Source organism: Pseudomonas sp. VEM90 (assembly GCF_054611535.1).
On the sequence record NZ_JBTRAR010000028.1, the window covers coordinates 62,168 to 87,526 of the forward strand.

Sequence of the window (25,359 nt, forward strand, 5' to 3'; positions counted from 1 at the left end):
CCTGTCAGTCCTTGGCCGCTGCGCCCGGTTCGGGCTTTAGGGCGTTGTCCTGGCCAATGCGTATCGCGGCACCGGGGGTGAGTTTCAGCTGCCCGGCGGTGACCACCTGTTCCCCAGCCTGCAGGCCTTCGCTGACCACAACTACGCCGTCTCGGCGCTCGCCAGTCTGCACCGTGCGCTGTTCGGCGACCCGCTGGGGTCGGCCCTTGTCGTCGTATTCCGGCTTGCCGTTCTCGTCCTTTTTCGGTGAGGCGACATACACCGAGTTGCCGTACAGGGTGTAGGTAATGGCGCTTTCCGGCACCACCACTTGCGGCTGCGGGTTGGGCAGCAGGATCAACAGGCTGGCAAACATGCCTGGCAGCAGTTTGCCGTCGGGGTTGGCCATGGTGGCGCGTACCAGCAGGTTGCGCGTGGTCTCCTCGACCTTGGGGTTGATGGCGCTGAGGCTGGCGGGAAAGCGCTGGCCCGGGTAGGCGGCCACATGCACCAGCACCTGCTGGCCCAGGCTCAGGTCTGGCAGGGCCTGTTCCGGCACGTTGAAGTCCACGTACAGGCTGGACGTGTCTTGCAGGGTGGCGATCACCGTGCCGGCGGCCAGGTATTGGCCAATGTCCACTTGGCGGATGCCGATGGTGCCGCTGAAAGGCGCATTGAGTCTCTTCTTGATTTTCTGCGCCTTGAGCTGCTCGACCACTGCCTGGTTGCGCCGGTACTGGGAGGAAAGGCGATCGAACTCGCCGCGGGAGATGGCCGAATCGCCAACCAGCTGGCTGCCTCGGCCGAAATCGACCTTGGCCAGGCCCAGGTCGGCCTGGGCGGTGCCGAGCAGGGCTGTCTCCTGATCATCGTTGAGCTGCAATAGCAGTTGCCCGGCCTTGACCCGCTGGCCTGAGTCGAAGTGCAGGGATTTGACGATGCCTTCCACCTCCAGGCTCAGGTCCACGCCCTGCAGTGCCTTGAGGCTGCCGACAGCGGGCAGGCGCTCCTGCCACTGGCGCTGTTCGGCCATGGCAGCCGCCACGGTGATGGGTGGCTTGGGGGCAGTGAACATCTGGATCTGCTGGTAGATCGAGAAGGCTTTGTACCCCCCCAGGGCCAGCACGATCAGCAGAACCACGGCCAACATGATGAGCATGCGGCGGCGCAGCATAGGTCCGGTTCCTTGGATGCAGTTGTTATTCGCTTCAACACGACAACGGGCGATCCTGCCCACGTGTGAATGGGGGAAGTATTGACTGTTTTTCGGGAGGAGGGGCGTGAAATGCCTGTGCCGGCCTTTTCGCGGCTAAAGCCGCTCCTACAGGGACTGTGTAGAACCTTGTGGGATCGGCTTTAGCGGCGAGAAGGCCAGTGAGTGCAACAGAACAATCAGACGAGATGCAGGTGGTTGTCCCAGAAGCCGGACGGCAGGTTCATCGGTTGCCCGACCAGTTCGGCCTTGCGGCAATCGTAGAACCGGCAGCGGCCCTGCCCGGAGGTGACGACAAAACCGTCCTTCACCGCGCCAACGCCTGCGCAGTCGGGCATCGGGGCATCCAGCCGCACCGCGCCGCTGTCCAGGTCCCAGACGAACAGGCGGTTGGCCCGCGGCGCAGTCAGCGCCACCAGCCGCAGCTCGCTGTGGATGGCAACGCTTGCAGTGTATTGGGCCATGGCTTGCAGTTGCCGCTCCGGCACCGGGAAGGCCTTGAATGGCTCGCCCGGGCGCTTGATCGCCAGCAGCTCGGCAGTTTCATCGGCATCGCCCATGAACTGCTGGCAGGCGGCGATGGTGCCATCGCTGGCCACTGCCAGGTGTCGCACGCTGTTCATCTGCTGGGCCAGGGTTTCCTTGCTCAGCAGGGTACCGTCGCGCTGCATCAGCACCAGGCTCGGTTGCATGGCGTCGAGGTTCATCTCGACACGGCTTTCGGCTTCGGTACGGATACCGCCGTTGGCCACGACCAGCGTTTCGCCGTCGGGTAGCCAGGCAACCTCGTGCGGGCCGATACCGTGGGTCGGGATCTCGCCAGTGTGTACCAGGCGCTCGCCTTCGAAACGGTACACGCCAAGCACGCCGCGCCCCGGGTCGGTGGTGTCGTTCTCGGTGGCATACAGCCATTCGCCGCCTTTGTGCACGACGGCGTGGCCATAAAAGTGCCGGTTCGGCTGCGAGGCTACCGTTTGCAGCAGGCGCCCGTCACGGAGGTCGATCAGGTAACTTTCAGTACCAGGGCGGCGGGCGACAAACAGGGCGATTGGCTGCTCGGGGTGGTGGATGATGGCATGGCAACGCTGAGCGACCTGCGTGCTGAACACCTGTGTGCCGTCCAGGCGAAAACCTACGGCATAGTGCTGGCCGTCGCCGTTGTCACGCGCCGAGAGCAGCAAGGGTTCGCTGCCTTTGTTGCGGAACAGGCTCCAGCCGCCCAAGGTGAGGGCGCTGAGCAATACGCTACCGAGTTTGAGTGCCTGGCGTCGCAGCATGATCAGTCACCGTCGTTGGCATTGAAGCCCAGCTGGATGTTCAGCGCCTTGGCCAGATCGCCTTCGTGCAGGCGGTGGACGACGTTTAGGCTGTCGTAGATCTGGTTGAGGGTTTGCTGACCGGCGTCGTCGGCCAGCAGCTCACCGAGCGTTTTCTGGTTATCGGCCAGTAACTTGAGCGAGGTAGCGTAGGCGGCGTCGATCTTGTCCGCCAGCGCTTTCTGATCGCTGGGCAACAGGCCGCGCAGGCCCTGGTTGTCTACCCCGACCCAGACGGCTTCGGCGGCCTTGAGGCTGGCCTGCAGGCTGTTCATCGAGTTGTGGCTGCGCCAGGCCTCGGCCTGCAGCGGCTGCGGAATGCCCTTGCTCTGACGGCCCATCGGTGCGCCGAGCTTCTTCTTCAGGGTGTCCAGGGCGGTAACCTGAGCGCGCAGCAGGTCGGCGATAGCCTCGTGGGAGTCGGCGTAGCGCTGGTTGGGGAACTTGGTCATCTGCGAGAGCATGCCGTCGGTGCTGTTCCAGCCTTTGAGAATTTCCTCTGCCAAGGCCTTCTGGTGCGCGCCGATGGCCACCAGCAGCGGGCAGTAGCGGGCTTTCTGTTCGGCAGTGGCGATGTCCGGCTTGCTGTCGAACAGGATGTACTCATAGGCCGACAGGCCACGCACCACCACGCTGGACTTGCCCAGGACCTCAGCATCAACCGGCTTGTCGCCGTTGACCAGTTGCTCGACCTGACGGCCGACCAGGTTTTTCTTGTCGGGCCAGAACTGTACCTGCCAGGCACGGTTGCCTTCGGCCAACGGGCCGACCAGCAGCGGCTGCAGCTCAGCCCAGGCTTTTTGTGCGTTGAGGAAGTCGGCGCGGGCTTTGTCCAGGCTTTCCTTGCCTTCGCAGTAGGCCAGGGCGCTGGCAGCCAGCGTACGGTCGGCTTCGACCCAGCGGCTGTAGGTAGGCAGGATCACCTGGTTGGCGATGGCGGCGGAGGTCACTGCTTGCGGGTCCTGTGGCGAGCAGGCACCGAGGGCGAGTGCGGCGAGGCTTGTGAACAACAGTTTGGGTCGGAACATGCCCGGCTCCTTTGCGCGTTTAAAGTGAGTTCAGGAACGCCAGCAACGCGGCGCGCTGCTCGGCATTGAAAGTGAGTACGAAGTTGCGTGCCGCCTCGGCTTCGCCACCGTGCCACAACACGGCTTCAAGCAGGTTGCGGGCGCGGCCGTCATGCAGAAACTGGCTGTGGCCACTGACCGTTTCGCTCAGACCGATGCCCCACAGTGGCGCGGTGCGCCAGTCCTGGCCGTTGGCGGCGAATTCGGTGCGCTCGTCGGCCAGCCCCGGGCCCATGTCATGCAGCAGCAGGTCGCTGTAGGGGCGGATGACCTGGTTGGCCAACTCTGGTTCGGCGGCGTCGGCGGCGGTGGTGAACTGCGGTGTGTGGCAACCTTGGCAACCCGCCTGGTAGAACAGGTTCTTGCCCGCCAGTACCTGTGGCGAGCCGACGTCGCGGCGGGCCGGCACAGCCAGGTTGCGGGTGTAGAACGTGACCAGGCGCAGGATGTTGTCGCTGACTTCTTTTTCGCCATCGGCACCGTCGCCGTTGGGCGCAGCCAGGCAGCCGGTTTGTGCCGGGGTGCAATCGTCGTTGGGCTGCAGGGTGCTGGTCAGCCCCATGTCGCCGGCAAAGGCGTGCACGTTCTGCTGGTTGACGTTGGGCTGCCCGGCTTTCCAACCGAACCGGCCGATCACTGTTTTGCCCTGGGCGTCGTCCCATACACGGTTGGCCCGCCCGCGGATGCCATCGCGGTTACGGTCGTCCGGGTCTTCGTTGGCCAGCAGGTCGGTTTCGGGGATAGCCTCAAGCAGGCCCAGGCCGATCATCGGTGGTGCCACCCGCGCGGAAAAGCGCGTGTCGGGGTGCATCACACCATAGCCGAGCTGGGTGATTTGCAGGGCCGGCTTGCGCAGCTCGACCTGGTGGCCGTCCTTGAATGACACGGTTTCGCGGGTGTAGCTCACCCGCACCTTGCCTTCCGGCGCCACGCCCGGGATGGCCATGTCCTGCAACTGGGTGCCGTAGACCGGCTCTGGCACCACGCCGAGGCGCTCGATCACTTTGGCCAGGTAGGGTTGGTCGGGGATCGACAGGCGCACCAGCATACCTACCGCGTTGCTGTCGCCCGGCTCTGGCGGGTGGCCACGGCCATCGCGCACGTGGCAGTTCTGACAGGCGTTGGTATTGAACAGCGGGCCCAGACCATCACGCGCGGTGGTGGTGGACGGGGCGATCACCCAAGGGTTGCGAAAGAAGCTGTTGCCAACGGCGAAGTCCAGGCGCAGCTCTGGCGAGAGGTTGGCCGAGGGCAGGGAATAGGCATTGCGGTCGCTGCGCTGCACGGTCGCTTTGCCACCCGACAACGCTTCGCCGGGCTCGGCGTGGGTAAAACGCGGGGCGTCGTCACAGGCGGCCAGGGCACAGGCCAGCAGCAGGGGGGGGAGTCGGGACAGCGACAAGGACATCGAGAATCCTGGGCGTGAGCGAAAAAACCGGCGTGCAGCTTAGCAGGCCCAGGATCATTGAATAAGAGCAATTTGCGTTTGCTTGATGAAATCGCTGCGAGCGCTCCTGCTCAGGCCATATAGAGCATGAAGTGTCGGTTGACCAGGTTGACGATCAGGTTCTTGTTGCCGCCACCGCGATTATCGCCGGTGACCTCGATGACTTCTTCGCTGGTGTATTCCATGGAGGAGGCGGTAATGCACTTGACTGCGTCCATGTGCGCAGGTTGCCAGTAATCCTGGAATATCCAGATGCTGGTGTCGGCAGACGGGCCGAGGATCAGGCGCAAGGCCTTGTGGTTCTCAGTCGATCTGCCGATCCACGGGATGGCCAGCGAGCCATTCCAGACGTGCTGGGCACCGACTGCCAGGCTGTTGCTACGGTTTTCACCGTCGATCAGGGTCAAGGTATAAGGGGTGTTATTGGCGATGGAGCGCAAGTAGGTGACGTTGGCCATGTTTTGTTTCCTTTTAATGTTCAGTTTTCGGGCGGGGTAACGGGCTAGTCGGGGCGCGATAGACATAGGCCGCGAGCAAGGTGATTTCGTTGAACGGGGGGTCGAGCTCGGCGGGATGAAAGCGACCAAGCAGCTGCAGGCCTTGGTCAATGGCGACCGCTTCGAACATTCGGCGGTCGGTTTCGTTGGGGTCGTACAGGTAGATCTTGCCGGGGCGAGCAACTACCCGGCACATTTCCTCGGCCACATGGCGGGTGATCGGGGCGCCCATCAGTGTCACGTGAGGGACTGCATGGTCGTCGAGGGGAAAGTCCGGAGCATCGTATTCGTATACGACAATGAGGTTGGGAATGTGCCCGCCTGCCAACGGCCCGTTGGAGATGAGCTGGCCAGCCTTGTTCAGGTTGTAGGCATCGTTGAATCCGGTAACGAGGTCTCCCCCATTCATGCGCTGGACGATTCGGCCTTCGCCCCAGACATCGAGAATCTGCAGCACTGTGCCTCCTGTTAGGTTTGATCGAAGGCCTACAGGATGAGCATCTGCGCGCGCGCCAGGCAGCGGGAAGCGTTTTACCCGGCAGCAAACGAAAACGCCCGGCACAAGGCCGGGCGTTTGCGATGAAGCACTACAGTGGGATCAGAACTCGTGATCCGCAGTGTCCGGGTTCAGGTTGGCAATGCCCAGCTTGCCCGCGGCCTGCTCGATCGCCCCGGTCTGCTTGACCAGTGCGGCGATGGCGTCACGCACGACCTGGTTACCTGCAGCATTGTCGGCGGCGATCAGCTGGTCGTAGTGCTCGCCTTTGAGGGCGTGGTCGACGATCACCTGGAGTTTGGCCTCGGTGGCTTCCAGATCGGCCTTGAGGGTTGCATCGGCGGCTGGGTCAACCTTGGCGACCAGCGACGACAGGCTAGGGCCGGTCAGCTTGGTGCCGTCCGCACGGGTGTACTCGCCCAGGTAGACGTTGCGGATGCCCTTGGCGTCGTAGAAGTGCGAGTAGTGGGTGTTGTCGCTGAAGCAGTCCTGCTCGTCTTCCGGCGAGTTGGCCTCCAGCGAAACTTTCATGCGCTCGCCCGCCAGTTCGCCCAGCGACAGGCTGCCCATGCCGAACAGCATCTTGCGCAGGCCGTCGTTGACAGGCTCGGCTTCCAGCTTGGCGCGGTAATTGTCGGCGACGTTCGGTGCCCAGTTGCCGACCATCTCTTCGAGGTCGGTGACCAGCAGGTCGGTAACCGCTTTCAGGTAGGCGCGGCGGCGGTCGTTGTGGCCGCCGGTAGCGCCCTGGCCTTCCAGGTAGTCGGATGCCGGGCGGTTGCCTGCGCCTGGGCCGGTGCCGTTCAGGTCCTGGCCCCAGAGCAGGAATTCGATGGCGTGATAGCCCGTGGCAACGTTGGCTTCGGAGCCAGCCAGCTCGTTCAGGCCAGCCAGTTTTTCGGGGGTGATGTCCTTGACGTCGACCTTCTCTTCACCCACCTGGATCTCGGTGTTGGCGACGATGTTGGCGCTGGCCGCCGGGTTGCCCAAGGCGTGCTCGTAGCTCTTGTCGACGTAGTCGATCAGGCCTTCGTCCAGGGGCCAGGCGTTCACCTGGCCTTCCCAGTCGTCGATGATGGTGTTGCCAAAGCGGAAGGTTTCGCTCTGCAGGTACGGTACGCGGGCGGCGAACCAGGCTTCCTTGGCGGCTTTCAGGGTTTCGTCGTTGGGCTTGGCGAGGAACGCGTCGACAGCGGTCTGCAGCGTCTTGGCAGTGCTCAGCGAGTCGCTGTACACGGCGTATACCATGTCGGTGTAATGCTTGACCACGGCTTTGCCGGCTGCTTCGTCGACAGCGCCTGGCGCAGCAGCGGTGGCAGCAGCAGGTGCCTGGGCTTGCGCCGCGGCGGCTTTTTCGTCCTTGCCTTCACCGCAACCGGCGAGGGCGATGGCAATGGCCAGCAGACTGGCGGAGGCCAGAGGCATTCGAATCATTGTTGGTTTTCCTGCATCGTGTGGTTGGACCAAAGGGGTGGACCGTGCGCCGTGGCACGCGAAACTACAACATCATGCGAAAGATTTGCATTTGCTGTAAAGGGGCGGCGCGCAATTCATGTAAATCCGGGGCACAGCCTGTAACCGGGCAGGTGGCCTCAGGACACCGAAACCCGGTTGCGTTGCGCTTGCTTGAGGAAGTGGGTCAGTTCACGGGCCGAAAGGGGTTTGCTGTAGTGGTAGCCCTGGCCCTCGTGGCAACCCTGGGCCACGATGTAGGTTTCCTGCTCGGCCGTTTCCACGCCCTCGGCGATTACCTGCATACCCAGGCTCTTGCCCAGCTGGATGATGGCGCGAACGATGGTGGCGTCGTCATCGTCGTCGAGCAGGTCCTGAACGAAACTCTTGTCGATCTTGATCTTGTCCAGGGGCAGCGACTTCAGATAGCTGAGTGACGAGTAGCCGGTGCCGAAGTCGTCGATGGCTATCAGCGCCCCGGAGCGGCGCAGGCTCAACAGGTGCTGGGCGGCGGTGCTGATGTCTTCCATCAGGCCGGTTTCGGTGACTTCCAGTTCCAGGCTGCGCGGTGGTAAGCGATAGGCTTGCAGCAGGTTGTTGACCACCCGAGGCAGCTCGCTGTGGTGCAGTTGCACGGTAGACAGGTTGACCGCCATGCGCAGGTCGCTGAAGCCCTGGTCGTGCCATTCGCGCAGTTGTCGGCAGGCCTGGTCAAGCACCCATTCGCCGATGCTGATGATGCTGCCGTTCTGCTCGGCCAAGGGGATGAACTGGTCGGGTGGCACCATGCCCAGCTCCGGGTGCTGCCAGCGCAGCAGGGCCTCTACGCCGACTACTCGGTGGTCGCGGTAACTGATCTGTGGCTGGTACACCAGGTACAACTGGTTGCGCGGCAGGGCTTCACGCAGGTCCTTTTCCAGTTCGCGACGGCGACGCATCTCGCTGTCGACGCTGGCGATATAGAACTGGTAGCGGTTGCGCGAACGGACCTTGGCCAGGGTCATGGTCTGTTCGGCTTTCTGCAGCAGTTTCTCGGTGCTGTCGCCGTCTTCCGGGAACAGGGTGATGCCGATGGTCGCGCGCAGGCGGATTTGCTCGTGGTCGAGGTCGAACGCCACTTCCAGGTCGTCGAGGATGCTCTGCGCCAGTTCGGCAGCCTCGTAAGGCTGCTCGATATTGGCCTGTACCAGGGCGAACTGGTCACCGCCCAGCCGCGCCAGGGCGCCGAGGCGGCCACTGTGGGCGCGTAGTCGGTCGGCCAGCGCCAGCAGCAACTGGTCACCGACCTGGTAGCTGAATTGTTCGTTGATGCCCTTGAAGTCGTCCAGGCCTAAGCACAGCACTGCCACGCGGTGCTGCAGGCGGCCGCCGTCGACGAGGATCTTGTCCAGTTGCTGCTGCAGTTGCTGACGGTTGGGCAGGCCGGTGAGGAAGTCGTACTGGGCCATGCGCTGCAGGCTGTTTTCCGCCTCGTGGCGCAGATGGGTGTTGCGTTCGATCGAGGCCAGCAACTGGTTGGCGGTGTTCACCCACAGCCCCAGTTCGTTTTTCTCGTGCCCCTTGAGCAGCGGTATCTGGTGCTGGCTGGGGCGGTCAGGGTTGATCTGGGTGAGATGCTCGATGATCTTCGACAGCGGTTTGGTCAGCAGCCAGTGGTAGACCAGGTACAGCACCAGGCCCATGGCCATGGCCCGCAGCACCCCGGAAATGAAGATGATCACCGCGTTGATCAGGAAATCTTTACCGTAGGACGAGGTATCGAGGGTAATGCTGAGGTCACCGTAGTATTCGCTGTAAGGGCCGCGGCCGACCAGTTGCGTGGTGTAGGTGCGTTCCTGGCCGAGGATGAGGTCGGTGAGCCAGCGCATGGACATGTCCTGCAGCGGGCGGGACTTTTCTGCCAGCATGGTTTCGTTGGGATGGCCAATGGAGGCCATGCGCACCGACTCGTCCTGGAACAGGCCTTCGATGACCTGCATGCCCATTTCACGGTCGAGGCTGTACACCGCCTGGGTCGAAGGGTCACGGAACATGTCGAGGATGCGCTGGGCATCATTGTTCACGGCTTGGCGGGTCTTGTAGGTGTCGTAGATGATTTGCGCACAGCTGAGCACGACGCCAACCGCCAACGCCGACAGCAGCACGACCCTGAGCAACTTGACCGACAAGCTGTTCCGCAATTCCAGCTTCAATGGGGTTTCCTTAATCCATGCGCATGGCATCATTTTGCCATCAACGATGACGATACACTACCGGCCGACCATTAGCAGTGTATCGGTTGCCTGACCCCGCAACTTGAATGCGCTGTGTCAATCTTCCAGAGGTTTGATGTTAGCGTGGTATGCGGCCTGAGCAAGCGTTTTGCGGGTGGGGCGCAGGTGAAAACGTGCTGGCTGCTTCGCGGATAGCCCGCCCCCACAGGCATGGCACATTCCTCGAGCAGAGGGCCTGTGGAGCGGACCTGGATGTGCACGCGGCCGAAGAAGTGGATGGGTTCCTGTGAGGGTAAGCAACCACCGGTTTACGCCAGCAGACGAGCACAGCATCCGCCATCAGGCAGACACTGTGAATGGACGCGCTAGCGGGCCGTTGCAGGCAGGGGGAAGGTTATTTGCAATGAGCGTTGCTGACCGGCCATTGTTCAGGTTCGGAAGGCTCGGTCAGGAATATGTCCGACTGGGGCAGTGCTATCGGGACGGCCAAGATCCCAGGCCCACTTTTGTTGGCCGCTGACTGCATCGTAAGCGCGAAACACGCCTGACGGTGCCGGGCGCACATCCGAGTCCAGCACCCGGCCACCTGTGATGACCACCCCACGCCTTGACCAGGCCGGAAACGTTAGCTGGAGTAATCTGCGCTGCAGCGGAATAGTGGTTGCCGAGGTTCGAGCCAGCATAGGCGGTCCAGTTGGTCTTGTCGTGAGACGCGGCGACGTTGGCGTCTGGTGATGCCACCGTGCTGCGGCTGAACGGTTGCTGTGAATGCGCGGTGATAGCCGGTGAGTCGGCCAGATGAACGGTATTCGGGAAAAACAGCGGTGCCAGGATGGTGGCCGCCATCAGCAGCGGCAGCACGCCCATGATGCTGAAATACAGTGCCTTGTTGATTTTGGTGAAGTCGCGGCGGACCAGTGGCCAGAAAGCCAGAAAGATCACACTGAGCAGTACCAGCCAGGCGAGGCGTGGAATATAGGCCCAGCCGTTGTACCCCGACTCCCAGATCGCCCAACCGTAGGTGGCCAGGGATGCTGCGCCATAGAGGTAGATTCCGACCGCCTTCTTCAGGCCCATGAGTGCGGCGGCCAGCAACAATGCGGTGCCCATCATCGCGTAGTAAGGCGAGCCACCGGCATTGACCAGCGCGCCTCCCTGATAGGCCAGTGTCAGGCCAAGCAGGGCCAGCAGAATCGTGTACACCCCGAACAGAAGGCTCGAGACCCCCGTCCCTTTAGCCAACGTTCCTTGTTCCATTGCATCCATTCCTGTGTGATTCGGTGCCACAGTGCGTCCGAGCGGTGCAAATATTGCTCATCATTGCAACGAAATACAATAAGCGGCGAAAGATTTACTCGGGGCGCCGATTTTTCAGGTTATTTTGTATCTTGTATGAAAAGGAGGCAATGGCTAAGCTGCCACGCCTGATTCACGCGCGGGATTGGAGGAAGGTAGGAGAAGGGTTATGCCTGCTGGCTTTCCTGCAAGGCATCCTGGCCGGTTTTGAGGCGGCCGACTTCGTCCAGATGTTTCCAGAGAAACCGTGCGGCCTCTTCACGCCGACCGGACTCTATCAGGTCGAGCAGGTGCAGGTGCTCCAGGCATTGCGTCATCAGGCGACTGCGGTCGACGTTGGCTTTGTAGCTCATGAAGCGTCTGAGCTGGTTTTGCCGGCGTATGGCATCGATGAAGAAGAGGTTGCCCGAGCATTGCACGATCATTTCGTGAAACTGGGCGCCGATTTCAAACAGTTGGGCACGTGACAGCGTGTGAATCTCGCCGTCGAGCATGGCCTGCTGTTGCGCCCTGGCTTTGGCAAAGGCGGCCTGGTTCACGTTGTAGCCCGGCTCACGCAGTGCGGCCGGCTCGATGGCCATGCGGAAGCGGTAGCTCTGGATGTGGGTCTGGGCGTTGTGCACGAATTCGTTGAGGCTCCAGCCTTGCCCGGGCTTGCGCTCCACCATGGCTTCGCTTGCCAGCCGGTTGAGGACCTTGAGCAGTTGCCCGCGAGGCACAGAGTAGCGTCGCAGTAGCTGGGCTTCAAAGAATTCGGCAGGGATTTCCCCGTTGAGGATGTCGTCCACCACACGCAGGTAGAAGTCTTCGAAGGGGTCGCAGGCGGGCGGTACGGTGGCTTCCTGGATCTGCCCGGCGTCCTGTTTCAGAAAATAGCCGCGATTGGGCTCCTGCACCGCGATGTTCCACTCGGCGAGCAGGGCGAATACCCTGCGGATGGGGGAGCGGGAGACATCGAAGGCTTGGGCGAAGGTCTGCTCGCGCAATGGCTCGCCGGCCTTCATCGACCGGGCGCGGATCATCTCGATGACGCGAGGGGCCAATTGCAGGGCGAGATCTTTCTTGATCACAGGCTGTATTCCGAATGATTGACTTCAGTCGATCCGGCAGATTTGGGTCGGACTGGGGCAGGAAAATACCACACACGAAGGTCCTGAGTATCTGCACGCAGCGAGCTGGCGCAGTTGCCGCCAGCGCAGCGCCGGAGCCGCGGCTCAGGCTTTGGAACGACGAATGTTTTCTTCCCGGGATGGATCGTTACACATGCTCAAATTCAATGCTCACCTCGGCTTCCAGTTCAACGAACTGCCTTTTCTGCAGCGTATCGAAGCCGCTGCTGCCGCCGGATTTCGCGCGGTGGAATTCCCCTCGCCCTATGAGTTGGATGCGAGTTTGTTGGCTGATCAACTGGCGAAGTATGCGTTGCCATTGATCCAGTTTGCCGCACCGGCTGGCGTTTCCAAGGGCATTGCTGCGGTGGCGGGCAAGGAGCCCGAGTTTCGTGACGGGCTGCGCCAGGCAGCCAGCTATGCCCGCACACTGGCATGTACGGATGTGCACCTGATGTCCGGGATAACCCACGAGGATGGCGCCGGCAAGGTGTACGCGAGCAACCTGGACTATGCCGTGAAATTTTTCGAGGACCAGGGGCTGCGGCCATTGATCGAAGTGATCTGCACGCAGGAAATGCCAGGGTATTACATGTCCGACTTCAGCAAGGCACAGCAGGTGCTGGAGGCGCATGCGAGTCTCGGGCTGATCCTTGATCTTTACCATGCACAGTTGTTGACCGGAAATGCGGCCGATGTGCTGGCACAGTTCTTTGAGCGTACGGTGCATGTGCAAGTGGCCGACTGTCCTGGGCGGCATCAGCCGGGGACGGGGCAGATGGACATTGCAGGGTTGTTTGCGACGCTGGAGCAGCGCGGGTATGCGGGGTGGGTCGGGTGTGAGTACCGGCCTAAGGGCGCTACCGCAGATAGCCTTGGCTGGCTTGGTCAGTACGCTTCATGAAAGCCCTGTGCGCTGGCCCGTTCCAGATCCCTTGAAAAAAAACCGATGCCAGAAGACTGGCATCGGTTTTTTGAGGAAGCCCGGCGTGGGCGGCAATGCTGGACTGACAGCATTACGGCACGTGGCCGGGTTTCTTGCTCAAGGCTGAGGGACTCAGGCCTTGAAGGTCTTGCCTTCGAACTGCTCGGCAACGAAGGCCCAGTTGACCAGGTTCCAGAACGCCTCGACGTACTTCGGACGCAGGTTGCGGTAGTCGATGTAGTAGGCGTGTTCCCAGACGTCGCAGGTCAGCAGCGGGGTGTCGCCGCTGGTCAGTGGGCAGCCGGCGCCGATGGTGCTGGCCAGGGCCAGGGAACCGTCAGCTTTCTTCACCAGCCAGCCCCAGCCGGAACCGAAGGTGCCAACCGAAGTCTTGGTGAACTCTTCCTTGAACTTGTCGAAGGAACCGAAAGCGGCGTTGATGGCGTCAGCCAGGGCACCGGTCGGCTGGCCGCCGCCGTTTGGCGACAGGCAGTTCCAGTAGAAGGTGTGGTTCCAGACTTGAGCGGCGTTGTTGAAGATGCCGCCCGAAGAGCTCTTGACGATCTCTTCCAGGGTCTTGCCTTCGAATTCGGTGCCTGGGACCAGGTTGTTCAGGTTCACGACATAGGTGTTGTGGTGCTTGTCGTGGTGATACTCCAGGGTTTCCTTGGAGATGTGCGGCTGCAGGGCATCATGGGCGTACGGCAGCGGCGGCAATTCAAAAGCCATGGTGGATCTCCTGATTCAGGTCTGTTTGCGGTTTGCGCAAGGCCGATCACGGGCGGCCCGATAAGCGTCGGCGAGTCTGTACTCTTTGCGACGCAAGCGCTGGATCATAGCACCGGGCCCGGCGCATAACCACGCAACAAACATAGGGAATAGAGGTTCCGGAGGGGTTGGGCTGAGCCGACCGGCGGCTCGCCGTTGCGCGGGTGTTGCCTGTGAGACTGAGTGTCGCTCGATCTTGCAGTCGATGAATATGCCGCGCCAAGCCCCGAGGTCAGTTGAAGATCAGTTGCGCAGCCACCGCAAACATCATCACTGCCACCATCAGGTCGAGCATGCGCCAGGTCGCCGGCCGCGCCAGCCACGGTGCCAGCCACGCCGCGCCAATGGCCAGGGTCGAGAACCACAGCAGCGAAGCGCTGGCCGCCCCGGCCACGTAGGCGCCAGGGGCGGACTGTTGGGCGCCCAGCGAGCCGATCAGCAACACCGTGTCGAGGTACACGTGCGGGTTCAGCAGGGTCACCGCCAGGGCGCTGAGCAGCACGGCGCGACGTGAGCGAACGCCCTGGCCTTGCTGGTGCTGCAGGCTCTGCTTGGAGCAGGCGCTACGCAGCGCCTTGGCGCCGTACCAGATCAGGAACACCGCGCCGCCCCAGCGGGCAATCGCCAGCAAGGTCGGATTATGTGCCAGCACGGTGGCCAGGCCGAATACCCCGGCGGCCACGAGGATGGCATCACAGACGATGCACAGTGCTGCCACCGGCAGATGATGCTCACGGCGCAGGCTCTGGGCGAGGACGAAGGCGTTCTGGGCGCCGATGGCCATGATCAGGCCGAAGGCCACCAGCATGCCATTGAGATAGCTTTGCCACATGGCAGGGCTCTCCAAAAAGGGTCACGGAAGATGCTGGCCATTGTGATGTTCGGCGCTGTATAAGAAAAACAAATAAAGCTGATCACCCATTAGGAAAATCGATGTTCGACTACAAGCTGCTGGCTGCCCTTGCGGCAGTGATCGAACAAGGCGGTTTCGAGCGTGCAGCGCAGGTACTGGGCTTGTCGCAGTCGGCCATTTCCCAGCGCATCAAGTTGCTTGAGGCGCGGGTCGGCCAGCCGGTACTGGTGCGTGCCACGCCGCCCGGCACGACCGAAGTCGGCCGCCAGCTACTCAACCATGTGCAGCAGGTGCGCCTGCTCGAGCGCGACCTGCAGCGCCAGGTACCGGCGCTGGACGAAGAGGGCATGCCGGAGCGCCTGCGCATCGCCCTCAACGCCGATAGCCTGGCCACCTGGTGGGCCGGCGCGGTGGGCAACTTCTGCGCACAACAGAACGTGCTGACCGACCTGGTGGTTGAGGACCAGGAAGTGGGCCTTAAACGCATGCGTGCCGGAGAAGTGGCAGCCTGCCTGTGTGGGAGTGAGCGGCCTGTAGCCGGCGCACGCAGTTTGCCCCTGGGGGCCATGCGCTACCGGGCGCTGGCCAGTCCCGTGTTCATGGCGCGGCACTTCCCCCAAGGTTTTGTCGCCAGCCGCTTGGCCCGTACCCCGGCGATCGTGTACGGCCCGGACGATTTTCTGCAGCATCGCTACCTGGCATCGCTGGGCATAGAGGGTGGTTTCCTGCACCACCTGTGCCCTTCATCCGAAGGCTTCCTGCGCATGACCGAGGCTGGGTTGGGGTGGGGCCTGGTGCCCGAACTGCAGGCCCGGGAGCAACTGGCCAGTGGGCAATTGGTGGAAATCTGTCGCGATACCCCCATCGATGTACCGCTGTACTGGCATCATTGGCGCAATGGCGGGCAATTGCTCGCGCAATTGACCGACCACCTGCGGCACACCGCACAACATTGGCTGGTGCCCTTGTAGCCATGGCTGGCGTCAGTTGCATCTGAAATCTGGCAAGACGGAGTGTTACATGCGAATTCTGGTCACCGGCGCGAGTGGCTTCATTGGCGGGCGCTTTGCGCGTTTCGCCCTGGAGCAAGGCCTGGACGTGCGCGTCAGCGGCCGCCGTGCCGAAGGGGTCGAGCACCTGGTCAAGCGTGGCGCACAGTTCATCCCGGGCGACCTGGGTGACGCCGAGCTGGCCCGGCGTTTGTGCCAGGGTGTCGAAGCCGTGGTGCACTGCGCTGGCGCGGTGGGGAACTGGGGGCGCTATCAGGATTTCTACCAGGGCAACGTGGTGGTGACCGAGAACGTGGTCGAGGGCTGCCTGAAGGAGCATGTGCGGCGCCTGGTGCATCTGTCTTCGCCGTCGATCTATTTCAATGGCCGTTCGCGTCTGGACATCCGTGAAGACCAGGTGCCGCGTCGCTTCCACGATCACTATGGGCAAACCAAGTACCTGGCCGAGCAGAAAGTGTTCGGTGCCCAGGAGTTCGGCCTGGAAGTGCTGGCGCTGCGTCCGCGATTCGTCACCGGCGCTGGCGATGCCAGTATCTTCCCGCGGCTGATGCAGATGCAGCGTAAAGGGCGTGTGGCGATCATCGGTAATGGCCTGAACAAGGTCGATTTCACCAGTGTCCACAACCTCAACGAGGCGCTGCTGAGTGCATTGTTCGCTGATGACCGGGCGCTGGGCCAGGCTTACAACATAAGCAACGGCCAGCCACTGCCGCTGTGGGACGTGGTCAACTACGTGATGCGCCAGATGCAGCTTCCCCAGGTGACCCGCTACCGTTCCTATGGCCTTGCCTACAGCCTGGCCGCGCTGAACGAGGCGGCCTGCATGTTATGGCCAGGGCGTCCGCAACCGACCTTGTCGCGCCTTGGAATGCAGGTGATGAGCCGTGATTTCACCCTGGATATCAGCCGTGCCCGGCAGTACCTGGGCTATGAGCCCAAGGTCAGCCTGTGGACGGCGGTGGATGAATTCTGTGGCTGGTGGAAGCATTTGCCGCCCGGCTGATAATGGTCATCAATGCACCCCGTTGGCGGTTTATACTCGTGCCTCTTTGTGACTACCGCGGTTGAATCTCTACATGCGTAACCATGCTCACGATGACTTCGATGACGTGCCTGCCTTGCGTGCGGGCACCGTTGATGATGACGAACTGATACCGGCGCATGTGATGCGCAGCCGCCAGAAAGCCACCCGCGGGGCCAGCACGGCGCCGTTGTGGGCTTTGATCGGTGCCTCGTTCATCGCGTTGGCGGGCCTGGGCTGGTGGAGCTTCCAGCAGATCTCGCTGATGGAGCAGCAACTGGTGGCGACCCAGGAAAGCTTTGCCCGCATCAGTGAGGAGGCGGCTGGGCGACTTCAGGCGATCAGTGGCAAAGTGGCGGCCAGCGAGTCAGGCGCCACTACCAGCACTGAGGCATTGAAGCTGCAGCTGCGCCAGTTGCAGAAGGGTGTTGCCGGACAGACCGGCGACCTGGGCAAGCGTCTGGAGCAGGTGCTGGCCGATACCCGAGAACAGCAGAAGGCCGTGACCGAGCTGCAAAGCCAGTTGCAGGCGCAGTTGAAGCTGGTGAATGGTGAGCTGGCGGCGCTGCGTTCGGGCCAGGTCGATGGTGGCAAGCTTGATGCCCAGTTGAAGAGCCTGAACGAGCAGGTTGCCGCGCTGAAGGCTGCGCAGGTGGATGGCGGCAAGCTGGACGGCCAGCTCAAGAGTTTGGGTGGCGAGGTGGCAGCGTTGACGAAGCAGGGCAACCCGAGTGCGGCTATCCAGAGCCTGGAGCAGGACATGGTCGTGCTCAAGAGCCAGATCGACAACCGCCCGGCTGCGGCGTCCTCCAGTGGTGCTTCGGTGAAGGAGTTCGATGCCTTCCGTGCGCAGATGACGCGTAACCTGAATACGCTGCAGAGCCAGATTCAGAACCTGCAGCAACAGATCAACGCCCGTCCGTGACATCAGCTGAGCCTTGTTCGCGGGCACGATCGCTCCCACAGGATCAAGAACAGCTTTCAAGCTTTTCGCTGTACCGGTGGGAGCGGGCGTGCCCGCGAATGGCCCTCGATCACAACCGCGGATAATCGATGTAACCCACCGGCCCCTTGCCATAGAAGGTTTCGGGGTGTGCCTCGTTCAACGGTGCATCCGCTGCCAGCCGTGCCGGCAGGTCGGGGTTGGCGATGAATGGCACTCCAAACGCCACGGCATCCGCTTTGCCACTGGCCAAGGCCGCATTGGCACTGGCCTTGTCGAACCGCTCGTTGACGATGTACGGGCCACCGAATGCCTCTTTGATCAGCGGCCCGATGCTGTCGTCGGCTTCCCGCTCCCGTGAGCAGATGAAGGCGATGCCGCGTTTGCCCAGCTCTCGGGCCACATAGGTGAAGGTCTCGGCGCGGTCGGCGTCGCCCATGTCGTGGGCGTCGGTACGCGGTGCCAGGTGCACACCTACGCGCTGCGCGCCCCACACTTCAATGGCCGCATCGGTCACCTCCAGCAACAGGCGCGCGCGGTTTTCCAGCGAGCCACCGTAACGGTCGGTGCGCTGGTTGGTGCTGCTTTGCAGGAACTGGTCGAGCAGGTAACCGTTGGCGCCATGGATCTCCACACCATCGAAACCGGCAGCCTTGGCATTTTCGGCACCACTGCGGTAGGCCTCGACGATGTCGTTGATTTCTTCGGTTTCCAGCGCCCGCGGGGTAGGGTAGTCACTCAGTGGGCGCACCAGGCTCACATGGCCCTTGGGCTGGATCGCGCTGGGGGCCACAGGCAGTTCGCCATTCAGATAGCTGGGGTGGGAGATACGACCCACGTGCCACAGTTGCAGGAAGATGCGACCGCCCGCGGCATGCACGGCCTTTGTCACGTTGTTCCAGCCACGTACCTGTTCATCGTTCCAGATGCCGGGGGTATCTGGGTAGCCGACGCCCATGGGGCTGACCGAAGTCGCCTCGCTGAGGATCAGTCCGGCGCTGGCACGTTGTACGTAGTATTCGGCCATCAGCGCATTGGGCACGCGGCCTTCATCGGCGCGGCAGCGGGTCAGCGGGGCCATGATGATACGGTTGGGCAGTTGCAGGTCGCCCAGTTTGATCGGATCGAAAAGCGTGGTCATAGCGGTTACCTGCCTTGTCAAAGTGCTTGGCGCAGTTGTTCGAGAAACGCCTGGATGGTGGCTTCGTCGCGTTTGAAGAAGTGCCATTGGCCGATCTTCTGGCTGCTGATAAGCCCGGCGCGCTGCAACGTGGCCAGGTGGGCAGAGACGGTCGACTGCGACAGGCCGCAGCGTTGGTCGATTTGCCCGGCACACACACCGTTTTCGGTGCTGTGGTACTGGTCTGGGAACTGGGTTGCCGGGTCTTTCAGCCAGCTGAGAATTTCTCGCCTGACCGGGTGGGCCAGTGCTTTTATGATTTCGTCGAGATCGAGTGGCATGGTTTGAGGTTCGCTGTAGCGGTATATCGCGATAGGACGAAATATAATTCGCTGTATTTCGATATACAAATACGAAGGCGTTCTGAGCTGAGCACGAATCGATATATCGCGTTATAACGATATGTCGGGCGGCGGTGCTAGACTGCGCTCATGAACTACCTCGCACACTTGCACCTGGGCGGCCCGGCGCCGCAACAATTGCTTGGCAGCCTTTACGGCGACTTTGTCAAAGGCTCGTTGGAAGGGCGCTTTCCGCCCGCGCTGGAGGCGGCCATCCGGCTGCACCGGCATATCGACAGTTACACTGACCAGCACCCGTTGGTGCTGGCGGCTCTGGCACGTTTTCCGCGCGAGCGGCGGCGCTTTGCCGGCATCGTCCTGGATGTGTTTTTCGACCATTGCCTGGCACGGCATTGGAGCCACTACGCCGAGCAGCCGCTGGAGCAGTTCACTGGCGCGTTTTATCGGGTACTGCTGGCAGAGCCCGAGCTGCCTGGGCGGTTGGCGCGGATTGCGCCGTTCATGGCAGCGGATGACTGGCTCGGGGCGTATGGCGATTTTGCCACTCTGGAGCAGGTGTTCAACGGTATTGCCCGACGTTTGTCGCGGCCTGAGGGGATGGTTGGGGTGATGGTGGAACTGGAGCGGCTGTATGAGCCGCTGCTGGCGGATTTTCGCGAGTTTTACCCGCAGTTGCAGGCGTTTGCGGCGGTAGGGCGGATGTCTGACCGTTAGAGGTGTGTGGGTGATACTGGCCTCTTCGCGGGTAAACCCGCTCCTACGGGGAATGCGATCGGTGTAGGAGCGGGTTCACCCGCGAAAGGGCCAGAACAGGCAGTACACGCATTCAGGCAGCCCGCGCCTGCCGACGTGGCGCCATCTTTACGTCTTCAACCCCGAACAGCGTCAGGTGAATCGCCTGCTGTGCCTGCAACGCCAGCACTGCACGTTCCTTGCCCACGCTACCGATTGGCTGCAGCAGGTGGATGCACACCTCGCCCCGCGGCAGGGCGAACAGGCGCATAAGGTGGGACACCAGGTCGTCCTCACCAATGAACGGCGCTACCGGGTCGATCTGGCCATCACGCAGGTACTGAACAGCGACTGGCTGCACCGCCACGCCACGGTCGATGGCACCTGCCAGCAGGCGGCCATGAAAGGTGCGCAACGTGCGGCCGCTGGTAGTGGTGCCTTCGGGGAAGATCAACAGCGGACGGGCCAGCCCCAGTTGCCCGGCGATCTGTTCGCGCAGGCGCTGACTGTCGCCACCACCACGGCGAATGAACAGCGTGCCGGCCTTTTCCGCCAGCCAGCCGGCCACCGGCCAGTGACGCACTTCGGCCTTGGACAGGAAAGACAGAGGCGTGAGCATGCCAAGCAGGGGAATGTCGGTCCAGGAAACATGATTGCTGACCCACAGCATCGGCCGCTGTGGAAGTTCGCCAACTACCTTCACGTCGAAGGGCAGGGCGGCGACCAGGCGTTTCATGAACAGACAGGTCCAGCGCTGGCGCCGTTCGATCGGCGCCTTGAAGCCCAGGCGCTCACCCAAGGCGATAATGCTGGCCATCAGCATGCCCTGCGCCAGCACCAGCAGCAGTCGGATGAGGCGGGCCAGTACCCGCAACTTCGGCATCAGACCGCCGCCTTGAAGTGGCGGGCGTAGCGTGGGCACAGCTCGTCGCGTTTGAGCAGGATGAACACGTCGGCCACCTGGAAATCTTCGTCCCAGCATGGCTCGCCACAAATTTTCGCCCCCAGGCGCATGTAGGCCTTGAGCAGCGGTGGCATTTCGGCAATGACGTTATTGGGCAAGGCCAGTTTCGGCAGCGGGTTTTTCGGCTCGGCACGCAGGTGTTCGGTGCACAGGTAACGCTCACGCAGGCGCTGCATCACTGCATGGGCCTGCACGCCGCCGTCCTGCATGGGGATACTGGCGCAGCCCATCAGATAGCTGTAGCGGCCCTCGTTGAGCACCTCGGCCAGTTCGCCCCAGAGCACGGCGATGGTGCCGCCGTTGCGGTAGTCGGGGGCCACGCAGGTACGGCCCAGCTCGAGGATCGGGCCTTGCAGCTGCAACAGGCCGTGCAGGCTGAACTCTTCTTCGCTGTAGAACCGGCCCAGGCTGCTGGCAGCCTGGTGATCGAGCAGGCGGGTGGTGGCAACCAGTTCGCCGGTGCTCAGGTCGCGTACACCAATGTGGCGGCAGTGCACGTCGTAGTCGTCCATGTCCAGGCCTTGCTCGGCACCTTTGAGCTTGGCCTTGAACTCTGCGCTGAATACTGTATAGCGCAGGGCCTGGGCTTCTTGCAGCGCCGCGGCGCCAACCAGGCGTTCGGCTTGCAGACGGCGTTCAGTGCTGTAGTCGCCAGCGGTAGCGATCCGAGTCATTACGAGTCTCCATAAGCCAGCCAAGAAGGGTTGCGGCCGGTCGGCTTTGTTGTGCAAAGTCAGCCTAGGTAGACCCAGTGTCACCCCTGTGAATCTTTGGTGATGCTTGCGTGACACACCCTGAGCCTTAACTGAAAGCCCTCCAGCAAGGAGCTGTTCCATGGCCTGGTTGCAACGACTCAACGATCCGCTTCGCCTCGCGCCGACAGGCACCCTGGGCGAAACCTACGCCGCGCTGCTTGAGCGCCTCGGCACGGTTGCCCCGTTCGAACTGGCGGTACTGGGCGGGCGTGCAATGGCCACCCCGGGCCTGGCCTTCCTGGTGGGTTACCAGGCTGCCCTTCGCGTGCTGTGGCCCAGTGCGCCGCACAGCCTTGGCGCCTTGTGTGCCACCGAGCGGCGCAGCGTGCGGCCGGCAGACATGCACACACGGCTGGACGCTCTGCGGCTGTCGGGTTGCAAAGACTTCGTTACCGCGGGGCTGGAGGCGGAGTGGTTGCTGGTGGCGGCGCGTAGCGAAGCGGCTGGCGCTGCGCCGCAACTGAGCCTGGCGGTGGTTTACCCCGGGGAGCCGGGGGTGACACTGGAGCCATTGCCAACCCTGCCGCTGATGCCGGAAGTCGGTCATGGCCGATTGCTGCTGGAGCAGGCATCGTGCGAGTTGCTGGCCGGTGACGGCTGGGATGCCTATGTGAAGCCGTTCCGTTCGCTGGAGGACTTGTATGTACTCACGGCGCTGACCGCCTGGTTGTATGGCGTGGGGCAGGAGTGCGCCTGGCCGCAGGGGCTGCGCCTGCAGTTGCTCGGGCTTTTGGCCGGCTGTGCCGAGGGGAGCCGGCAGTGTGCCGATAGCATGGGGTGTCACTTGTTGCTGGGCGGGTTGTTTGCGCAGTTCCAGGCGTTGCGGGGGGAGATCGATGCAGCGTTGGCGGCAGGGCCGGTGCATTGGGCGCAAATCTGGCAGCGTGACCAGGGGGTGATGGCGCTGGCGGCGTCGGCGCGGGAGAAGCGGCTGAACAAGGCTTGGGTTGCTGCGGGGTTGTAATGACTGGCTGACACGGGTTTGTATGAACCGATGAGTCGCGGCGTGCTAGTCGGTGGGGGCGTGCAATGAGGCCGGTACGGGCAGCGGATAACCTGAAAAGACATTCCTTTTATCGCGCTTGATCCCCGCAAATCCCGGCCGTTGACGTATCATTGGCCGCCTGACGGCAACCCCCTCCAGGATCGCTTGCGCATGCTCGCCCTTCTTATCCAGACCCTGAACATCACGGCACCGGTTTTCGCCATGCTGTTCATGGGCGTCCTGCTCAAACGCATACACTTGATCGACGACAACTTCAACCGTGTCGCCTCGCAGCTGGTGTTCAACGTCTGCATGCCGGCGCTGCTGTTTCTGGGCATCTATCACGCCGACCTGGCCGCAGCGGTCAAACCCGGCGTCCTCCTGTATTTCATCGTCGCCACTTTGGCCGGTTTCGCCATTGCCTGGGGCATGGCCATTTGGCGCAGCCCGATGGCCGACCGGGGCATCTATACCCAGGGTGCATTCCGCGGCAACAACGGTGTGATAGGCCTGGCCCTGGCCGCCAGCCTGTACGGTGACTATGGCATCTCCCTGGGGGCGGTGCTCGCAGGCCTGGTCATCCTCATGTACAACTCGCTGTCCGCGGTGGTGCTGGCGGTGTACAGCCCGGACCTCAAGTCCGACCCGTGGAGCATCTGCAAGAGCATTTTCAGCAACCCGCTGATCATCAGCGTGCTGGTGGCCGCTCCCATGGCTTATGGCCAGGTGCCGCTGCCCAACTGGCTGCTGACCTCGGGCGACTACCTGGCGCAGATGACCCTGCCGCTGGCGCTGATCTGTATCGGCGGCACGCTGTCGCTGGCAGCCCTGCGTAACTGTGGTCGGCTGGCCATCGATGCCAGCCTCGTGAAAATGCTCTGGCTGCCGCTGCTCGGTACCCTTGGGGCCTGGTTGTGCGGGTTTCGCGGGGCGGAGCTGGGCATCCTGTTCCTGTACATAGGCAGCCCGACTGCTGCGGCCAGCTACGTGATGGCGAGGGCGGCCAACGGCAATCATGAACTGGCCGCGTCGATCATCGTGATCACCACGCTAATGGCGGCGATCACCACCAACATTGGTATTTTCATCTTGCAGTGGGGCGGATGGATCTAGATCCTTGACTGCAAATAACAGCAACAACACTGCCTCACTGAGCTAAAGGACACTTCATGCAAGACCAGAGCACGCCCGAGCGGTTACAGCGCGGGCTGAAGAATCGCCATATCCAGCTGATCGCGCTGGGCGGGGCCATCGGTACCGGGTTGTTCCTGGGCATTGCCCAGACCATCCAGTTGGCCGGCCCCTCCGTGTTGTTGGGCTACGCCATCGCCGGCCTGATGGCCTTCCTGATCATGCGCCAGCTGGGCGAAATGGTGGTGGAAGAGCCGGTCGCCGGCAGCTTCAGCCACTTCGCCCACCAATACTGGAGCGAGTTCGCCGGCTTTGTCTCAGGCTGGAATTACTGGGTGGTGTACGTGCTGGTCGGCATGGCCGAGCTGACGGCGGTCGGTATCTATGTGCAGTACTGGTGGCCGGACTTCCCTACCTGGGCCACGGCGGCGATCTTCTTCGTGGTGATCAACCTGATCAACCTGACCCAGGTAAAAGTTTATGGCGAGATGGAGTTCTGGTTCGCCCTGGTCAAGGTGGTTGCCATCGTCAGCATGATCGGCTTTGGTGCCTGGTTGCTGGGCAGCGGCCATGGTGGCCCGGATGCCAGCGTGGCCAACCTGTGGCAGTACGGTGGCTTCTTCCCTAACGGTGTCACTGGTCTGGTAATGGCCTTGGCGGTGATCATGTTCTCGTTCGGTGGCCTGGAGTTGGTAGGCATCACGGCTGCCGAAGCCGACAACCCGCGCCAGAGCATCCCCAAGGCCACCAACCAGGTTGTGTATCGCATCCTGATTTTCTACATCGGTGCCTTGGCAGTGCTGTTGTCGCTGTACCCTTGGCAGAAGGTGGTGCAGGGCGGCAGCCCGTTCGTGATGATCTTCCACGAACTGGACAGCGACCTGGTGGCGACCATCCTCAATATCGTGGTGCTGACGGCTGCGCTTTCGGTGTACAACAGCTGTGTGTACGCCAATAGCCGGATGCTGTTCGGCCTGGCCAGCCAGGGCGATGCGCCGCGTCAGTTGCTGAAGGTAAGCCGTAGCGGTGTGCCGCTGACCGCGCTGGGCGTGTCGGCCTTTGCGACCGGCCTGTGCGTGCTGATCAATTACCTGATGCCGGGAGGGGCCTTTGGTTTGCTGATGGCGTTGGCGGTGTCTGCGCTGGTGATCAACTGGGCGAGCATCAGTATTACCCATCTGAAGTTCCGCCAGGCCAAGCTGGCCGCCGGGATCACCCCTTTCTACAAAAGCCTGGGGCACCCATTGACCAACTACCTGTGCCTGGCATTCATCGTGCTGATCCTGGTGGTGATGTACCTGACGCCGCCAATTCGCATCTCGGTAATGCTGATCCCGGCATGGATCGCTGTGCTGTGGGTTGCCTTCAAGTTGAAGAAGGCGCGCCAGGCCAAGGGCTGATCGGGTTTGTTCGTAAGGGGTATGCCGTTAGGTTTTCGGCGCCTGTGAGATCGAGCGCCGCGCGGGCGGCGCTTCGCGGGTAAACCCGCTCCTACGTTTGTTTCGGGCCAGTCCGTTCTGTGCCAGGCGCGCGCGACCGCCTTGTTTGTACGACGCGATATCGAGGCATGCGCCAAAGCGTTCGCGCGCAAATCCCGCAGGAATAATTGGCCCGAAACAAACCGTTCTGTGCCAGGCGCGCGCGACCGCCTTGTTTGTACGACGCGATATCGAGGCATGCGCCAAAGCGTTCGCGCGCAAATCCC

The 25,359-nt window shown here is 62.3% G+C and carries 25 protein-coding genes; 8 read left to right on the forward strand and 17 right to left on the reverse strand.

Annotated features, from left to right (window positions below; genetic code table 11):
* Nucleotides 1–4 precede the first annotated feature (4 nt).
* The 10 genes from ACYCCG_RS22760 to ACYCCG_RS22805 form a co-directional block, all read right to left on the reverse strand.
* Nucleotides 5–1,153 carry an efflux RND transporter periplasmic adaptor subunit gene (locus ACYCCG_RS22760; protein ID WP_209967871.1) on the reverse strand — a complete coding sequence of 383 codons (1,149 nt, stop codon included), beginning with the start codon at nt 1,151–1,153 and terminating at the stop codon, nt 5–7.
* A gap of 218 nt (nt 1,154–1,371) precedes the next feature.
* Nucleotides 1,372–2,469 carry a DUF1513 domain-containing protein gene (locus tag ACYCCG_RS22765; protein ID WP_176683776.1) on the reverse strand — a complete coding sequence of 366 codons (1,098 nt, stop codon included), beginning with the start codon at nt 2,467–2,469 and terminating at the stop codon, nt 1,372–1,374.
* Between the two features lie 2 nt (nt 2,470–2,471).
* Nucleotides 2,472–3,536 carry an imelysin family protein gene (locus ACYCCG_RS22770; protein WP_104960841.1) on the reverse strand — a complete coding sequence of 355 codons (1,065 nt, stop codon included), beginning with the start codon at nt 3,534–3,536 and terminating at the stop codon, nt 2,472–2,474.
* Between the two features lie 19 nt (nt 3,537–3,555).
* On the reverse strand, nt 3,556–4,983 hold the full coding sequence (locus tag ACYCCG_RS22775) for a di-heme oxidoreductase family protein (RefSeq protein ID WP_339444386.1): 1,428 nt from the start codon (nt 4,981–4,983) through the stop codon (nt 3,556–3,558).
* Nucleotides 4,984–5,093: 110 nt separating this feature from the next.
* Complete coding sequence (locus ACYCCG_RS22780; RefSeq protein ID WP_020192047.1) at nt 5,094–5,480, reverse strand: hypothetical protein; 387 nt, start codon at nt 5,478–5,480, stop codon at nt 5,094–5,096.
* Nucleotides 5,481–5,493: 13 nt separating this feature from the next.
* Entirely contained in the window at nt 5,494–5,976 is a 483-nt protein-coding gene (locus ACYCCG_RS22785) for a hypothetical protein (protein WP_209967867.1), read from the reverse strand.
* Nucleotides 5,977–6,117: 141 nt separating this feature from the next.
* Nucleotides 6,118–7,449 carry an imelysin family protein gene (locus tag ACYCCG_RS22790; protein WP_209967865.1) on the reverse strand — a complete coding sequence of 444 codons (1,332 nt, stop codon included), beginning with the start codon at nt 7,447–7,449 and terminating at the stop codon, nt 6,118–6,120.
* 158 nt (nt 7,450–7,607) lie between these two features.
* On the reverse strand, nt 7,608–9,659 hold the full coding sequence (locus ACYCCG_RS22795) for a putative bifunctional diguanylate cyclase/phosphodiesterase (protein WP_176683772.1): 2,052 nt from the start codon (nt 9,657–9,659) through the stop codon (nt 7,608–7,610).
* Nucleotides 9,660–10,108: 449 nt separating this feature from the next.
* Complete coding sequence (locus tag ACYCCG_RS22800) at nt 10,109–10,363, reverse strand: hypothetical protein (RefSeq protein WP_442512543.1); 255 nt, start codon at nt 10,361–10,363, stop codon at nt 10,109–10,111.
* A gap of 780 nt (nt 10,364–11,143) precedes the next feature.
* On the reverse strand, nt 11,144–12,046 hold the full coding sequence (locus ACYCCG_RS22805) for a GntR family transcriptional regulator (RefSeq protein WP_104886648.1): 903 nt from the start codon (nt 12,044–12,046) through the stop codon (nt 11,144–11,146).
* A gap of 193 nt (nt 12,047–12,239) precedes the next feature.
* Between ACYCCG_RS22805 and ACYCCG_RS22810 the strand changes: the two genes are divergently transcribed.
* Nucleotides 12,240–12,989 (forward strand): hydroxypyruvate isomerase family protein, encoded by a 750-nt coding sequence (locus ACYCCG_RS22810; RefSeq protein WP_176683770.1) that lies wholly within the window; start codon nt 12,240–12,242, stop codon nt 12,987–12,989.
* Between the two features lie 153 nt (nt 12,990–13,142).
* Here ACYCCG_RS22810 and ACYCCG_RS22815 read toward each other — a convergent pair whose 3' ends face one another.
* Both ACYCCG_RS22815 and ACYCCG_RS22820 read right to left on the reverse strand, forming a co-directional pair.
* Nucleotides 13,143–13,739, reverse strand: a complete 597-nt coding sequence (locus ACYCCG_RS22815) for a superoxide dismutase (RefSeq protein ID WP_003255187.1) — start codon at nt 13,737–13,739, stop codon at nt 13,143–13,145.
* A 271-nt stretch (nt 13,740–14,010) separates the two neighbouring features.
* Nucleotides 14,011–14,610: a LysE/ArgO family amino acid transporter gene (locus ACYCCG_RS22820; RefSeq protein WP_003255185.1), complete on the reverse strand. Its 600-nt coding sequence runs from the start codon at nt 14,608–14,610 to the stop codon at nt 14,011–14,013.
* Between the two features lie 101 nt (nt 14,611–14,711).
* Here ACYCCG_RS22820 and ACYCCG_RS22825 point away from each other — a divergent pair, with 101 nt between their 5' ends.
* The 3 genes from ACYCCG_RS22825 to ACYCCG_RS22835 all read left to right on the forward strand — a co-directional run bounded on the left by ACYCCG_RS22825 (nt 14,712) and on the right by ACYCCG_RS22835 (nt 17,587).
* Nucleotides 14,712–15,602 carry a LysR family transcriptional regulator ArgP gene (locus ACYCCG_RS22825; RefSeq protein WP_176683769.1) on the forward strand — a complete coding sequence of 297 codons (891 nt, stop codon included), beginning with the start codon at nt 14,712–14,714 and terminating at the stop codon, nt 15,600–15,602.
* A 49-nt stretch (nt 15,603–15,651) separates the two neighbouring features.
* Nucleotides 15,652–16,644, forward strand: coding sequence for an NAD-dependent epimerase/dehydratase family protein (locus ACYCCG_RS22830; protein ID WP_176683768.1), 993 nt, complete (start codon nt 15,652–15,654; stop codon nt 16,642–16,644).
* Nucleotides 16,645–16,717: 73 nt separating this feature from the next.
* Nucleotides 16,718–17,587, forward strand: a complete 870-nt coding sequence (locus ACYCCG_RS22835; RefSeq protein WP_459671852.1) for an ATPase — start codon at nt 16,718–16,720, stop codon at nt 17,585–17,587.
* A gap of 109 nt (nt 17,588–17,696) precedes the next feature.
* On the opposite strand, the gene ACYCCG_RS22840 is transcribed toward ACYCCG_RS22835, so the two are convergent.
* Both ACYCCG_RS22840 and ACYCCG_RS22845 read right to left on the reverse strand, forming a co-directional pair.
* Nucleotides 17,697–18,746, reverse strand: a complete 1,050-nt coding sequence (locus tag ACYCCG_RS22840; RefSeq protein ID WP_176683766.1) for an alkene reductase — start codon at nt 18,744–18,746, stop codon at nt 17,697–17,699.
* 17 nt (nt 18,747–18,763) lie between these two features.
* Nucleotides 18,764–19,066 carry an ArsR/SmtB family transcription factor gene (locus ACYCCG_RS22845; protein WP_003255178.1) on the reverse strand — a complete coding sequence of 101 codons (303 nt, stop codon included), beginning with the start codon at nt 19,064–19,066 and terminating at the stop codon, nt 18,764–18,766.
* A 150-nt stretch (nt 19,067–19,216) separates the two neighbouring features.
* On the opposite strand from ACYCCG_RS22845, the gene ACYCCG_RS22850 reads away from it, so the two are divergent.
* Nucleotides 19,217–19,801 (forward strand): acyl carrier protein phosphodiesterase, encoded by a 585-nt coding sequence (locus ACYCCG_RS22850; protein WP_176683765.1) that lies wholly within the window; start codon nt 19,217–19,219, stop codon nt 19,799–19,801.
* A 112-nt stretch (nt 19,802–19,913) separates the two neighbouring features.
* On the opposite strand, the gene ACYCCG_RS22855 is transcribed toward ACYCCG_RS22850, so the two are convergent.
* On the reverse strand, nt 19,914–20,702 hold the full coding sequence (locus ACYCCG_RS22855; RefSeq protein ID WP_209967854.1) for a lysophospholipid acyltransferase family protein: 789 nt from the start codon (nt 20,700–20,702) through the stop codon (nt 19,914–19,916).
* Entirely contained in the window at nt 20,702–21,457 is a 756-nt protein-coding gene (olsB, locus tag ACYCCG_RS22860) for an L-ornithine N(alpha)-acyltransferase (RefSeq protein WP_003255175.1), read from the reverse strand. Before olsB ends, ACYCCG_RS22855 begins: the two co-directional genes overlap by 1 nt.
* Before the next feature lie 160 nt (nt 21,458–21,617).
* On the opposite strand from olsB, the gene ACYCCG_RS22865 reads away from it, so the two are divergent.
* From ACYCCG_RS22865 to ACYCCG_RS22875, 3 genes are all read left to right on the forward strand, one after another.
* On the forward strand, nt 21,618–22,502 hold the full coding sequence (locus ACYCCG_RS22865) for an acyl-CoA dehydrogenase middle domain-containing protein (RefSeq protein WP_392461934.1): 885 nt from the start codon (nt 21,618–21,620) through the stop codon (nt 22,500–22,502).
* Nucleotides 22,503–22,694: 192 nt separating this feature from the next.
* Entirely contained in the window at nt 22,695–23,636 is a 942-nt protein-coding gene (locus ACYCCG_RS22870) for an AEC family transporter (RefSeq protein WP_176683762.1), read from the forward strand.
* Nucleotides 23,637–23,692: 56 nt separating this feature from the next.
* Entirely contained in the window at nt 23,693–25,054 is a 1,362-nt protein-coding gene (locus ACYCCG_RS22875) for an amino acid permease (RefSeq protein ID WP_176683761.1), read from the forward strand.
* A gap of 27 nt (nt 25,055–25,081) precedes the next feature.
* Here the strand turns inward: ACYCCG_RS22875 and ACYCCG_RS22880 are convergent.
* Nucleotides 25,082–25,359 (reverse strand): hypothetical protein (locus tag ACYCCG_RS22880; RefSeq protein WP_339535398.1); only part of this gene is annotated, 278 nt, incomplete at its 5' end.